The sequence below is a fragment of the Pseudoalteromonas sp. McH1-42 genome, from assembly GCF_022347845.1.
GTDB lineage: Bacteria > Pseudomonadota > Gammaproteobacteria > Enterobacterales > Alteromonadaceae > Pseudoalteromonas > Pseudoalteromonas rubra_D.
Genome location: NZ_JAKRFU010000014.1, coordinates 37447 through 50435, shown reverse-complemented (window position 1 = coordinate 50435; position 12989 = coordinate 37447). Strand labels below are relative to the sequence as shown.

The window sequence follows — 12989 nt, the reverse complement described above, 5'->3', positions numbered from 1 at the left end:
TGAGCCCAATTTTTCACAACGTGGTGGATCTTCAACTTAATGACTATCAAACTGGCTATAAATGGTTTTGGTCGTATTGGTCGCAATATAGTGCGGGCTTTGTATGAATCTGGTCGCCAGTATGACATTCAAATCGTCGCTATAAATGAACTTGCCGATCCGCAGGGCATTGCTCATCTGCTGAAATACGATACCTCACATGGGCGTTTTTCTTTTCCTGTGCACCTTGATGCCCCCTATCTGACGGTTGGAGAAGATAAAATCCAACTGTTTAGCGAAGCCGATCCCAGCCATTTACCCTGGCATGCCCTCGATGTTGATGTTGTGTTAGAGTGTACTGGTGTATTTCATTCCCGCTTTCATGCCCAGGCACATTTGCGTGCAGGTGCCAAGAAAGTGCTGTTTTCTCATCCGGCTGACGCGGATGTCGATGCCACCATAGTGTATGGTATTAATGACAAAGAACTGCGTCCTGAACATGCCATCGTATCAAATGGCTCATGCACTACTAATTGTATTGTCCCTGTCATAAATGTATTGGATGATGCTTTTGGGATTGGCTCGGGCACCATTACAACGATCCATGCGTCTATGCATGATCAACAGGTGATTGATGCATATCACCCTGATCTGCGGCGTACCCGAGCGGCAAGTCAGTCTATTATCCCGGTGGATACAAAGTTAGCCCGTGGGATCGAGCGGATCTTGCCTAAGTTTCATGGTTGTTTTGAAGCCATTGCAGTGCGGGTACCCACCATTAATGTGACGGCAATGGATTTGAGCGTTACCCTCAACAGTGATGTGACGCTCGAACAAGTGAATAATGCATTACAACAGGCCGCATGTGGCCCGTTGAAAGGGATACTGGACTACACTGAAGAGCCTTTGGTCTCGGTGGATTTTAATCATGATCCACATTCCAGTATCATAGATGGTACCCAAACACGCGTCAGCCAGAAACGGTTGGCGAAGTTGCTGGTGTGGTGCGACAACGAGTGGGGGTTTGCAAATCGCATGCTCGATACAGCCACAGCAATGACACAAGTTAATTAAAAACTCAGTATCGTTCTTGAAGGAGATGTCAATGTCAGTCATTAAGATGGCGGATTTAGATTTAAACGGCAAACGCGTTCTGATCCGTGAAGATCTTAACGTACCGGTGAAAGAAGGTAAGGTTACATCAGATGCCCGTATCAGAGCGTCTTTACCTACCATCAAGCTTGCCCTGGAAAAAGGTGCCAAGGTTATGGTTATGTCTCACCTGGGTCGCCCAACGGAAGGGGAATACGATGCGCAGTATTCACTACAACCAGTTGTTGATTATCTTAACGACGCATTAGAGCAAAATGTGCGTCTGGTCGATAACTATCTGGATGGCGTTGATATCGCAGACAATGAAGTTGTGGTATTCGAAAACGTTCGCTTCAATGTTGGTGAAAAGAAGAACGATGAAGCGCTGTCTAAGAAGCTGGCGGCACTCTGTGACGTGTATGTGATGGATGCATTTGGCACGGCACACCGTGCTCAGGCATCAACACATGGCGTTGGCTTGTTTGCTGATGTTGCGTGTGCAGGTCCATTACTGGCGGCTGAGCTGGATGCACTGGGCAAAGCCCTTGATAATCCTGCACGTCCTTTGGTTGCTATTGTAGGTGGATCTAAAGTGTCGACTAAGCTGACGGTACTTGATTCATTATCTAAAGTGGTTGATCAATTGGTTACCGGTGGCGGGATTGCAAATACTTTTATCGCCGCAGCGGGTAACCCGGTAGGTAAATCTCTGTATGAACCGGACCTGATTGATGAAGCGAACAAATTGAGCGATGCAGCACGCGCCAATGACGGAGATATCCCTGTACCAACTGACGTGGTGGTTGGTGATGAATTCTCTGAGTCTGCGGTTGCACAGATCAAAGATGTTGCGGAAGTACGTGACACTGACATGATCTTCGATATTGGTCCAGATACAGCCAATACCTTGGGTAAAATCATTGCCAACGCTGGTACTGTGGTTTGGAATGGTCCTGTTGGTGTATTTGAATTCGATCAATTCGGTAATGGTACTGAAGCGATTGCCAATGCGATTGCGAAGTCTAACGCTTTCTCAATTGCTGGCGGTGGTGATACCCTTGCCGCGATCGATAAATACGGCGTTGCAGATGAAATCTCATACATCTCGACAGGTGGTGGTGCGTTTTTAGAGTTCCTTGAGGGGAAAAAACTGCCAGCAGTCGCTATGCTTGAACAAAGAGCGAAAGCGTAATTCAAGCACGATGCTGCGCAATACGTTGCAGCATCAGATTTTTGGGCCGACAGATTGGTCCGGTTTTGAGACTCTCTCACATTTATTCTCAAAACAAACTGAGTGTGTAGCACTTACTATCTATCCCGTTCAAATCGATGAGTTAGAGCGCTGATCTGGAAATATCAGCTTCACTCATCAACAATTGGAGAAAGCACAATGGCTTTAATCAGTATGCGTCAATTGCTGGATCATGCCGCAGAGCATGGTTACGGCGTTCCTGCCTTTAACGTAAACAACCAAGAGCAAATGCGCGCTATTATGGAAGCGGCAGATAAAACCAATAGTCCGGTTATTGTTCAGGGCTCGGCAGGCGCACGTAAGTACGCAGGGGCACCGTTTATTCGCCATATGATTTTGGCCGCAGTAGAAGAATGGCCGCACATTCCGGTTGTTATGCACCAGGACCACGGTACCTCTCCGGGCGTCTGTCAGCGTTCAATTCAGCTTGGCTTTTCATCGGTCATGATGGATGGTTCTTTGATGGAAGATGGTAAAACACCATCAAGCTATGAGTACAATGTTGATGTAACGCGACGCACTGTAGAAATGGCACACGCTGGTGGTGTATCTGTTGAGGGTGAGCTGGGTGTACTGGGTTCATTAGAAACGGGTGAAGCTGGTGAAGAGGATGGCATTGGTGCAGTAGGTAAATTGTCTCATGATCAACTGCTGACCGATCCTGAAGAAGCGGCTGACTTCGTCAAGAAAACAGGTGTTGACGCACTGGCTATTGCCTGTGGTACGTCTCATGGTGCATACAAGTTTACGCGTCCACCAACGGGTGACATCCTTGCAATCAATCGCATCAAAGAGATCCACGCACGTATCCCGAATACCCATTTGGTTATGCACGGTTCTTCATCGGTGCCTCAGGAGTGGCTGGCCGTTATCAATGAGTTTGGCGGTGAGATCCCTGAGACGTATGGTGTACCGGTTGAGCAGATCGTTGAAGGTATCAAGCACGGTGTGCGTAAGGTGAACATTGACACCGATTTACGTTTAGCTGCGACTGGCGCCATTCGCCGTCACCTGGCACATAACCCGGCTAACTTTGATCCTCGTAAGTACCTTGCTGAAGCAACGAAAGCGATGACAGAGATTTGTGTTGCGCGTTACGAAGCGTTTGGTACTGCAGGTCATGCAAGCCGCATTAAGCCAATCTCTTTGGATGATATGCACCTGAAATATCTGTCAGGTGAGCTGGCTCCCCAGATCAAATAAATACTAACACGACACAATCTGGTTAGTGTTAAATGCCGCAGCTCATATACTGCGGCATTTTTGTTTGCGTTGTTTGTCTCTTTGCAGACATGTCGATCCTGTTGGGATCAGAGTTTTACCTACCTAGGTTAACAGGGATCAGATCTTGACTAAGTAACGAGAGCACAAACGTTCCGGGATCATGATCTTACTAAGTCAGGCAAGGATCTGAGTGTATCACCTTATTGGATCCGATCTAAAATCAATAAGTTAGCTTGTTTGCAGTGCCGTACCTGGCAAAATAGATCATTGTGGTTAGTAAAAATATGATCCCGATCGGATCTTGTTGGTATAAATTTGATCTCTGACATTTTAACTTAGAAAAACTTTGATCCAGCGGTACATCACTTGATCTCTGATACAGAGCGTCTAGCTTTAAATAATACTCTATTCTGCTCATATTGATTTTTATTGGGGTCAAAGTATGAAGAAATGCTTTATGGCTGCCCTTATTGGGTGTTCTGCGCTGGCTTGCATGGAAGTACAGGCTGAAGAGCTCAAGGTTTACGGTCGCGCACATTTGGGTGTGGCAAACAGTGATACGGGAAGTGGTTCAGACACTTCAGTTGAGAGCTATGCCTCCAGAATGGGGATCAAAGGCGGAGCAGACATAGACACAGGGATCTCTGCGTTTTATAAGTTGGAATTTCAGGTTGAAATGTCCGAAAACGACAATGACGGTAAGTCCGAAGAGAATATTACGGCCCGCTCACAGTATGTGGGTATTAAGGGCCGGTTTGGCCAGGTTTTAGTGGGGCGGGCTGACACGCCTATGAAGAAGTCTCAGGGAAAAGTGGATCTCATGAATGACTTCAACGCCGACATCAAAAGTTTTTTTGTGGGTGAAAACCGCCTTGGCGACACGTTACAATATACAACTCCTTCATTGAATCATCTCAAATTTACGGTTAGCTATATCAGTGAGGACAACAGTAAACAAAACGGCGAAAGTGGGCTGTCTATGGCGGCCTCTTATGGTGACAGTAAGCTGAAGAAAACCGCGATTTATGCCAGTGTAGCGCGTGATGAAGAAGTCGCTGGTCAGGACATCACTCGTGTTACTGTTCAGGGTAAAGTGGCCAAAGTGACCTTGGGTGCCAGCTATCAGCAAAGTGAAGCGGTGGACAGCAATGATACGGTAGACAGCTATGTGGCCAGCGCATCATTGAAGTTAGACAGTGGCTACAAGCTACTAGCGCAATATCAGAACTCAGATGGCGCCTCCGGCAAGCTGAAAGACTCTGGTGATGCAGTTTCCATTGGGGTTGAGAAAAGCCTGTCAAAGCAAACGAGAATGTATCTTTGGTACACTAAAATCGATCTCGATAATGAGGCGGATCAAGATCATATGGCACTGACCTTGAGGTATGACTTTTAGTCCACAAGCCGCGCCCTTGCTCAATAGCGTGATATTTGATTGGGCTTGCATTAGGCAGTGTTACACTTAATGGCGGTGTAACATTGCACAGTCCATAGGGCGAAATAAACCCTGTAACCCAAATACAGCTATATTAAGGTACCGTTATAACTCGATCTGAGTACTCTGTTTAAGGGCTGAGCATTATGTCAAATAATGGCTTTGTAAATGAACTTAAATGGCCCGTATGTCTGGCGTTACGTGACGTTTACAGTGTTTGCTTTACTTTGTGTGCGCGTAAAGCGACAAAACAAACCTGACTAAACAAAGATTTAACCCACTTGTTGGTTAAAGCAAGCTGGTAGCCAGGTGAAACTTGCGTTTTTTCAGTATTATAGCTTTGTATTTGTTTGGCCCTATTTTTTTCCCAATTGTCATCTTTTATCACTTGGTATTTCATAAAACTGTCATACTTAGTCATAATAATGAAACCCACTTCGGTAACGTAAGAGATAAATGGGAATGTCACGTAAAGTACTGGTAGTTGATGACGAAGCACCGATCAGAGAAATGTTGGTGTTTGTGTTGGAACAAAATGGTTTTCAAGCCATTGAAGCTGAAGACTATGATTCTGCAATTGCAGCTATGGTTGAGCCTTATCCTGATATGGTGTTATTGGACTGGATGTTGCCAGGAGGCAGCGGTATTCAGATTGCCAAAAAGTTTAAACAAAGCGAATACACCAGACAAATCCCGATTATCATGCTAACAGCACGTGGGGAAGAAGAAGATAAGGTCAAAGGATTGGAAGTGGGTGCAGACGACTACGTTACTAAACCTTTCTCTCCAAAAGAATTAATGGCACGTATCAAGGCAGTGATGCGCCGGGTTTCTCCCACTTCACTGGAAGAGGCCATTGAAGTGCACGGGTTACGTCTGGATCCAATATCACACCGAGTAACCTCTGCTGGTAATGAGCTGGAAATGGGGCCTACTGAATTCAGATTACTGCATTTCTTTATGACGCACCCGGAGCGTGTTTATAGCCGTGAACAGTTGCTGGATCACGTTTGGGGCACTAATGTGTATGTTGAAGATCGTACAGTGGATGTTCATATCCGTCGCTTACGCAAAGCGATTGCACCATTGGGCCATGATCGCCTGGTACAAACCGTACGCGGTGCTGGTTATCGCTTCTCAAGTAAGCTGTAAAGCACCTGGCGCTATGGTAGGCTAACCGTGGCGCATTTTCTTTAGGATCATTTTGTATGTATAGGGTGATTGATAAACAGGCGTTATTGAAACGCCTGTTTTTGTATTTCCTGCCATTAACCCTGATTGGGATCTTATTAGGCGCACCGTTTGTTTTACTCTTTATCGGTGCCATGGTGCTATTGATCTGGCATTATCAACAATTGTATCGACTGAGTGACTGGCTGATCAATCAGCGCAGTTTTAATCCACCAGAAGGATCGGGCGCCTGGGAGCAGATCTTTGAAGGGATTTACCAGCTGCAGCACCGCAACCGCAAAAAACGCAATGAGCTGGCTGAATTGATCCGACGCTTTCGCGAAGGTGCCGAAGCGGTACCTGATGCCGTGATTGTAATGCAACAGGATCTCAGTATTGTCTGGTGTAACCAGCTTGCTCTTAAAGTGCTGGGTCTGCAATGGCCGACTGATCATGGGCAACGCCTGGATAATCTGATCCGCGATCCTAAATTCGTCAAATATATGCAGGCTCATGATTTTCATGATCCTCTGGAGATGGAATCGGGGCATGGTGGAGAGCGCGTATTAGAATTTCGGGTTATGCCCTACGCAGAGCAGTTAATGATGGTGGTACGTGACATCTCCAGGCTAAAACAGCTGGAGCAGATGCGTAAAGACTTTGTCGCTAATGTTTCTCATGAACTGCGTACACCACTAACGGTGGTGACGGGTTATCTGGAGATGATGGAAGGCGATAACATGCCGCCGCCTGCAATGTGGAACAAAGCGCACCACACTATGATAGAGCAGTGCAAACGGATGGACAGTTTGGTGAATCAATTGCTCTCTTTATCCCGTATTGAAGGGCAGCGTAACCAGGACAATGATAAAGCGGTGAATGTACCTGCTATGCTGGCTCTGATCCAGACTGAAGCCAATTCGTTGAATCAGGACAAACATCATGAGATCGAGTTTAACGTTGATCAGTCGCTGGATATTAAAGGGTGTGTTGATGAGCTGCGTAGCGCCTTTTCTAATCTGGTATTCAATGCCATTCATTACACTAAGCCGGGTGGAAAAATCACTGTGAACTGGTTCCTGGAATCAGATCGTGCCCGCTTTTCTGTCATTGATAATGGTGATGGGATTGCGCCTGAGCACATAAACCGGCTCACTGAGCGTTTCTACCGTGTGGACAAGGCGCGTAGCCGCAAAACTGGTGGCTCAGGGCTGGGTCTGGCTATCACTAAACACGTTTTGTCACGTCATGACTCACACCTGGAAATTGACAGTACACTGGGCAAAGGATCGCGATTCTCATTTGCCTTTGAAAAAGAAAAACGCATTTTTATGACAAACACAGAAAGTCATAAAAGTGTCATTTGAGAGTAATTTTATTGTCATTTGTTTTCTGCACAATGTGCTCAGAAATTAAATGGGAAGAACATTTGGAGTGACCCCAATGAAATTTAAAAGCTTAGTTGCCGCAATGGGTGTGGCTGTAACAACACTGGTATCTGCTCAAGCCTCTGCACTTGATAAGAATCTACCTGAGTACAACAAAACCAGCGGTATCTCAGGTAACTTTTCATCTGTGGGTTCCGACACACTGGCTAACATGATGACCTTTTGGGCTGAAGAGTACAAACGTATTTACCCTAACGTGAACATTCAAATTCAGGCTGCAGGTTCTTCTACTGCGCCACCGGCTTTGACAGAAGCGACAGCCAACTTTGGTCCAATGAGCCGTAAGATGAAGTCGAAAGAAATCGAAGCGTTTGAAAAGCGTTATGGTTATAAGCCGACTGAAGTTCGTGTTGCTATCGATGCATTGGCAGTATTTGTACACAAAGATAACCCAATTCAGGGCCTGCGTATCGACCAGGTTGATGCTATCTTCTCATCAACGCGTAAGTGTGGTGCTTCTGAGCAAGTTGAGCGCTGGAGCGACTTAGGTCTGTCTGGTGACTGGGGTAGCAAAGACATTCAGTTGTATGGTCGTAACTCAGTATCAGGTACTTACGGTTACTTTAAGAAAAAAGCCCTGTGTAAAGGTGACTTCCGTAACAACGTAAACGAACAGCCAGGTTCAGCCTCAGTGGTTCAGTCAATCTCTTCTTCAGTGAATGCAATTGGCTACTCAGGTATTGGTTATAAGACATCTGGTGTACGTACTGTACCGCTGTCGAAAAAAGGCGACAACTTTGTTGATGCGACGCTAGACAATGTTGCTAAGGGTAAGTACCCGCTGTCTCGTTTCCTATACCTTTACGTGAATAAGCACCCGAACAAGCCGCTTTCTCCAATTGAAGCTGAGTTCCTGAAAATGGTGCTGTCAAAAGAAGGTCAGAAGATTGTAGAGAAAGATGGTTATGTACCACTTTCAAGCCAGCTTGCAAGCAAAGAGCTTAAGAAGCTAGGCCTGCTATAAGCTTTGCACGGAAAGAAAAAACCGCTCTAAGAGCGGTTTTTTTATGTCCAATTTGCTTAATTAAGTGAGCTATTTTGAGGCGAGAAAATAGGGTCGATAGCACCGCTCCCGCGTCCTGCTATCGCTGAGGCACCTACATCCCTATAGGCGAGGTAAAAATTTGTGAACCTATGTCTAAGGTATAAGGTTCTAAATGAGAAATTTTTAACGTTGTTAGCGTCCTAGTTGCTCCTTCAAATAGACCAGGTATTAAGTGAAATTGGTATTATGTCTATTTTTGCCTGCAATAGTTTTTAATACAAGGTGCTATTACGCTGCTGCTGAGTGAGCTGCTCAGCCTGTGCCTTACATTGGTTAAACGACTCAATACATCCATCGCTACACACCTGCATGGCCATTGACTGAGGGTTCGCACGTTGCTCGCAGCTTTGTTCACATTGATAGTTTTGTTGTGCGCACTGGTTCAGTTCGGGGGAATTGGTATTGCTACAGCCTGCCAATAGCAAGGCGATAATCGATATCTGTGATTTCATGAGACAGTCCTGCAAGAGAGTAATTTAAATTAGGATCCCACAGCGCTGTGCGCCGAGAACTCAGGGATCCTATACATTGTTATGCGTCGGTGAGGACCTGGATATTGTCGATTAGTCTCACCTGGCCGAGGTAAGCCGCAGCCAAAATGACAAACTCACCGTCTTCCAGTGTAGCAGGTTTTAGGCTCTGTCTTTGTGCTATAGAGAAGTAATCAGGTTGAAGTCCGGCAGCTTCAAGTACAGACTTTGCTGTTTGCTCCAGCGTTGCATAATCGCGCACGCCTTGTTGAAGTTGCAGTGCTGTCTCACTCAGTACCTGATACAGTTGCTTCGCGGTATCTTTTTCTTGTTCAGACAAATAGCCATTGCGTGAACTCATTGCCAGCCCGGAAATTTCCCGCTGAGTCGGCACGCCAATAATTTCAATAGGCATCGACAAGTCGCGTACCATGGTTTTGATAACCTGGAGTTGCTGATAGTCTTTTTCACCAAAGCAGGCAAAGTCAGGTTGTACCAGGTTGAATAACTTGGTGACGACCGTAGCTACGCCCCTGAAGTGACCGCTGCGACTGCCACCGCAATAACCTTCGGACACACCGGGGACATCGACATAACTTTGTGTGTCGAGCCCGTTTGGATAGATAGCGTCAACACTGGGGGTGAAGACAATGTCTGTGTCCAGTTCGGCTAAGCCTTGTTTGTCCTGAATCAGTGTCCGCGGGTACTTGTCCAGGTCTTCGTTGGCACCAAATTGCATTGGATTGACAAAAATACTGACTACCACTTTGTCTGCCAGGGTTTTAGCCTTCTCAACCAGTGAAAAGTGCCCTTGATGCAGATTGCCCATGGTGGGTACAAAGGCGATGCTTTGCCCCTGCTGTCGCCAGGCTTTGATTTGGCTACGCAGAGATTTTATTTCTGTAATTGATTGCATTAGTTAAACTCGTGTTCCTGAGAGGGGAATGCTCCGCTCTTCACATCGGCGCAAAACTTTTCGACCGCCTCAGGCATGTTGCCCGTCTCGGCGAGGAAGTTTTTCGAAAACTTAGGAATATAGCCTGCAGAGATACCGACCAGGTCGTGCATAACCAGGATTTGGCCGTCGGTGTCTTTGCCCGCTCCGATACCAATGACCGGAATACTCAGCGCTTCACTGATGCGTTTTGCCAGTGCAGAAGGGATGCATTCAACAACGAGTAGTTGTGCACCAGCATTTTCTAATGCAATGGCATCAGCAACCATTTTCTCCGCCTGCGCGTCTTCCCGGCCCTGAATTTTAAAGCCGCCAAAGACATTCACGGACTGTGGCGTTAGACCTAAATGCCCACACACAGGGATGCCTTGCTGGGTGAGTAAACGAATAGAGTCCAGCAGCCATTCACCGCCTTCCAGTTTTACCATATTTGCGCCTGAACGCATTAACGTCGCCGCGTTTTCGCACGCTTGTGCCGGGTTAGCGTAGCTCATAAAGGGCATATCTGCGATCACAAATAGCTCTTTGCTACCAGCTCGGACACAGCGCGTATGATAGGCGATATCAGCAGTGGTCACAGCCAGCGTATCTTCGCCGCCTTGCAGTACCATACCTAATGAATCGCCGACCAGAATAATGTCAACGCCGTTGTCGTAAAACAGCTTAGCAAAGCTGGCATCGTATGCCGTCAGTGCGGTGATTTTTGTTCCTTCACGTTTTTTCTTGGCCAATGTTGAAACGGTTACTTTAGCCATATTTCCCCCTTTGTGATCAATTCGATGCTGAGCGCACTGTGGCCCTCAAGTCGTGCTATGCAAGCGACGCTGCAACAGGATACTGACTAATGGGTGTCAGCCCGTTACGTGGTAACCTTGTGGCGATGTCCGCCAGTGCCTGGCCTGTAGGTAAAATGAGTTCGGGTGCTATCTCCAATAATGGAAAGACCACAAATTCACGTTCACATAAGCCATAATGTGGCACGATCAGTCTTTGCGTTGCTATCTGTGCATCGTTGTATAGCAGAATATCTAAGTCTAAGGTACGTGGACCCCAACGTTCGGCCTTGCGTACCCGGCCATGTTGCAGCTCAATCTGCTGCAGCAAATCGAGTACCTCAATGGCGGGTAGAGCCGTGATAAGTTTGGCAACGGCGTTCACATAGTCGGGTTGGTCCTGCGGACCCATAGGTTTTGAGGCATAAAAGCTGGAGACCTGCGCGAGCGTCAGTACAGGCGATGTGTTCAGGGCATCCAGCGCATTACGTAGCTGTGCCTCAGGGGCGTTAAGGTTCGCCCCCAGTCCAATATAAACGGTGTTCATGATTCGGGATTAGGCTTTCTGCGCGGTTTGTTTCTAGGACGGCGTCTGCGTCTTTCTGAGCCACCTGAGCGTTGACCCAGGGCTTTTACCATCTCTTTTTGTCCAGACACGTCTTGTTGTAAATAGTCAGTCCACCACTGTGCCAGCTCTTGCTGCTCTGTTTCGCCACTTTCAACTCGTAGCAGCAGGAAATCATATCCTGCTTTGAATCTGGGTTGCAGGCTGAGACGATAGGCGCGTTGGCCACCGCGTTTATCCAGGCGCTGCTGAATGTGCCAGATGTCTCGTGCACCCAGTGTAAAGCGCTTGGGCACGGCAATATGACGCGCATTCTCGGCCAGAACCTGACTGATTGCCTGCATAAAGGCATCATACTCGTTCATGCCTTCTGCTATCAGCGTGTTGCAACGATCGCGCAGTGGGAACCATAACAGGGCTGCATAGATAAAGGCCGGAGTGACCTTTTTATCTGCGTTGATGCGATCGTCCGTATTGGCAAACATTTTCTGGATAAAGGTAATTTCAAATTCACTGTCCGCGTTATCCAAAATGGCGTCCACGGCCGGAAATAGCTGTTTAAACAGACCGTATTTTCTGAGCATCAGGAAGTTAGCTTCGGCCTTGCCACCTAAAAAGAGTTTCAGAGTTTCTTCAAACAAGCGGGCTGGTGGAATGTTACCAAGCAACGGGGCCAGTTCAGCAATCGGCGCTTCAGTTGGCCCGGCAATGCTCATATTCAGCTTTGTGGCAAAACGCACCGCGCGTAACATACGAACCGGATCTTCGCGATAACGGGTTTCAGGGTCGCCGATGAGCTCTATTTTACGGTGCTCAATGGCCGCAATACCACCGGCAAAATCTCGGATGCTAAAGTCGTTAATAGAATAATAAAGTGCATTAATTGAAAAGTCGCGGCGCTGTGCATCTTCCTCAATGGTGCCATACACATTATCGCGCAGCAGCTGACCCTGGTCGCTCGACTGACTGGTTGGGTCCGGATTGTCCTGTGCCTGATGGTGGCCGCGCATGGTGGCCACTTCAATAATTTCCCGACCGAAAACGATGTGCGCAAGGCGAAAGCGGCGGCCGATCAAACGACAGTTACGAAATAGCTTTTTGACTTGTTCAGGTGTGGCGTTGGTAACTACGTCGAAATCTTTCGGCTCAATCCCTAACAAAATATCACGAATACAACCACCGACCAGATAGGCGTCATAGCCGCCATCTTTAAGTCGATACAGCACTTTGATTGCATTGGGGCTAAATTGTTTGCGCGAGATTGCATGCTCACTGCGTGGTATCAACACAGGTGTAGCGCTGCATGTCACGGTTCCTACCGGATCTTTGCCTTTAACTATCTGGCGGCAAAGCTTAATAATTTTGGAAATAATAACGACTCTCCTAACGACCCTGAACAATCAATATTGCGTGCAATAATGCATACACACTCACCATACGGCCATAGAACTTGTTTTAGTTTGTATAGTGTAGGCGAATTAACGAGGCCCGCTATCATATACTCAAATGGGGTCAAATTGAAGGAGCGGACGTGGATTCATGATTAAAAATCCAACATGAGATTGAGTGCCAGGACCTGGG

At 47.0% G+C, this 12989-nt stretch carries 13 protein-coding genes; 7 read left to right on the top strand and 6 right to left on the bottom strand.

What is annotated here, in order from left to right:
* Positions 1-39 precede the first annotated feature (39 nt).
* From epd to MHN31_RS14090, 4 genes are all read left to right on the top strand, one after another.
* On the top strand, positions 40-1053 hold the full coding sequence (gene epd / locus MHN31_RS14105; RefSeq protein WP_194868494.1) for an erythrose-4-phosphate dehydrogenase: 1014 nt from the start codon (positions 40-42) through the stop codon (positions 1051-1053).
* A gap of 31 nt (positions 1054-1084) precedes the next feature.
* Complete coding sequence (locus MHN31_RS14100) at positions 1085-2263, top strand: phosphoglycerate kinase (protein WP_125559108.1); 1179 nt, start codon at positions 1085-1087, stop codon at positions 2261-2263.
* Positions 2264-2461: 198 nt separating this feature from the next.
* The gene (gene fba / locus MHN31_RS14095) at positions 2462-3526 is read left to right on the top strand and encodes a class II fructose-bisphosphate aldolase (RefSeq protein ID WP_239444540.1); all 1065 of its coding nucleotides are present in this window, start codon (positions 2462-2464) and stop codon (positions 3524-3526) included.
* Positions 3527-4004: 478 nt separating this feature from the next.
* Entirely contained in the window at positions 4005-4943 is a 939-nt protein-coding gene (locus MHN31_RS14090) for a porin (RefSeq protein WP_125559110.1), read from the top strand.
* Positions 4944-5190: 247 nt separating this feature from the next.
* On the opposite strand, the gene MHN31_RS14085 is transcribed toward MHN31_RS14090, so the two are convergent.
* Positions 5191-5403: a hypothetical protein gene (locus MHN31_RS14085; protein ID WP_125559112.1), complete on the bottom strand. Its 213-nt coding sequence runs from the start codon at positions 5401-5403 to the stop codon at positions 5191-5193.
* A gap of 41 nt (positions 5404-5444) precedes the next feature.
* Here MHN31_RS14085 and phoB point away from each other — a divergent pair, with 41 nt between their 5' ends.
* From phoB to MHN31_RS14070, 3 genes are all read left to right on the top strand, one after another.
* The gene (gene phoB / locus MHN31_RS14080) at positions 5445-6134 is read left to right on the top strand and encodes a phosphate regulon transcriptional regulator PhoB (protein ID WP_010383464.1); all 690 of its coding nucleotides are present in this window, start codon (positions 5445-5447) and stop codon (positions 6132-6134) included.
* Between the two features lie 56 nt (positions 6135-6190).
* A complete protein-coding gene (phoR, locus tag MHN31_RS14075; RefSeq protein WP_125559114.1) occupies positions 6191-7519 on the top strand; it encodes a phosphate regulon sensor histidine kinase PhoR in 1329 nt (442 codons plus the stop codon).
* Positions 7520-7595: 76 nt separating this feature from the next.
* Positions 7596-8564: a phosphate ABC transporter substrate-binding protein PstS family protein gene (locus MHN31_RS14070; protein ID WP_010383461.1), complete on the top strand. Its 969-nt coding sequence runs from the start codon at positions 7596-7598 to the stop codon at positions 8562-8564.
* 293 nt (positions 8565-8857) lie between these two features.
* On the opposite strand, the gene MHN31_RS14065 is transcribed toward MHN31_RS14070, so the two are convergent.
* The 5 genes from MHN31_RS14065 to pcnB all read right to left on the bottom strand — a co-directional run bounded on the left by MHN31_RS14065 (position 8858) and on the right by pcnB (position 12748).
* On the bottom strand, positions 8858-9097 hold the full coding sequence (locus tag MHN31_RS14065) for a hypothetical protein (RefSeq protein ID WP_125559116.1): 240 nt from the start codon (positions 9095-9097) through the stop codon (positions 8858-8860).
* A gap of 79 nt (positions 9098-9176) precedes the next feature.
* Positions 9177-10031 carry a pantoate--beta-alanine ligase gene (gene panC, locus MHN31_RS14060; RefSeq protein ID WP_239444539.1) on the bottom strand — a complete coding sequence of 285 codons (855 nt, stop codon included), beginning with the start codon at positions 10029-10031 and terminating at the stop codon, positions 9177-9179.
* Entirely contained in the window at positions 10031-10825 is a 795-nt protein-coding gene (gene panB, locus MHN31_RS14055; protein ID WP_125559119.1) for a 3-methyl-2-oxobutanoate hydroxymethyltransferase, read from the bottom strand. Before panB ends, panC begins: the two co-directional genes overlap by 1 nt.
* A 55-nt stretch (positions 10826-10880) precedes the next feature.
* Positions 10881-11390, bottom strand: coding sequence for a 2-amino-4-hydroxy-6-hydroxymethyldihydropteridine diphosphokinase (gene folK / locus MHN31_RS14050; RefSeq protein ID WP_239444538.1), 510 nt, complete (start codon positions 11388-11390; stop codon positions 10881-10883).
* Positions 11387-12748 (bottom strand): polynucleotide adenylyltransferase PcnB, encoded by a 1362-nt coding sequence (gene pcnB / locus MHN31_RS14045; protein WP_239444566.1) that lies wholly within the window; start codon positions 12746-12748, stop codon positions 11387-11389. The genes folK and pcnB overlap by 4 nt, the downstream gene beginning before the upstream one ends.
* Between the last annotated feature and the right edge of the window lie 241 nt (positions 12749-12989).

Coding starts and splice junctions, on each gene's coding strand:
- epd (WP_194868494.1), top strand. CDS start 40: ATGACTATCAAACTGGCTATAAATGGTTTTGGTCGTATTGGTCGCAAT.
- MHN31_RS14100 (WP_125559108.1), top strand. CDS start 1,085: ATGTCAGTCATTAAGATGGCGGATTTAGATTTAAACGGCAAACGCGTT.
- fba (WP_239444540.1), top strand. CDS start 2,462: ATGGCTTTAATCAGTATGCGTCAATTGCTGGATCATGCCGCAGAGCAT.
- MHN31_RS14090 (WP_125559110.1), top strand. CDS start 4,005: ATGGCTGCCCTTATTGGGTGTTCTGCGCTGGCTTGCATGGAAGTACAG.
- MHN31_RS14085 (WP_125559112.1), bottom strand. CDS start 5,403: ATGACTAAGTATGACAGTTTTATGAAATACCAAGTGATAAAAGATGAC.
- phoB (WP_010383464.1), top strand. CDS start 5,445: ATGTCACGTAAAGTACTGGTAGTTGATGACGAAGCACCGATCAGAGAA.
- phoR (WP_125559114.1), top strand. CDS start 6,191: ATGTATAGGGTGATTGATAAACAGGCGTTATTGAAACGCCTGTTTTTG.
- MHN31_RS14070 (WP_010383461.1), top strand. CDS start 7,596: ATGAAATTTAAAAGCTTAGTTGCCGCAATGGGTGTGGCTGTAACAACA.
- MHN31_RS14065 (WP_125559116.1), bottom strand. CDS start 9,097: ATGAAATCACAGATATCGATTATCGCCTTGCTATTGGCAGGCTGTAGC.
- panC (WP_239444539.1), bottom strand. CDS start 10,031: ATGCAATCAATTACAGAAATAAAATCTCTGCGTAGCCAAATCAAAGCC.
- panB (WP_125559119.1), bottom strand. CDS start 10,825: ATGGCTAAAGTAACCGTTTCAACATTGGCCAAGAAAAAACGTGAAGGA.
- folK (WP_239444538.1), bottom strand. CDS start 11,390: ATGAACACCGTTTATATTGGACTGGGGGCGAACCTTAACGCCCCTGAG.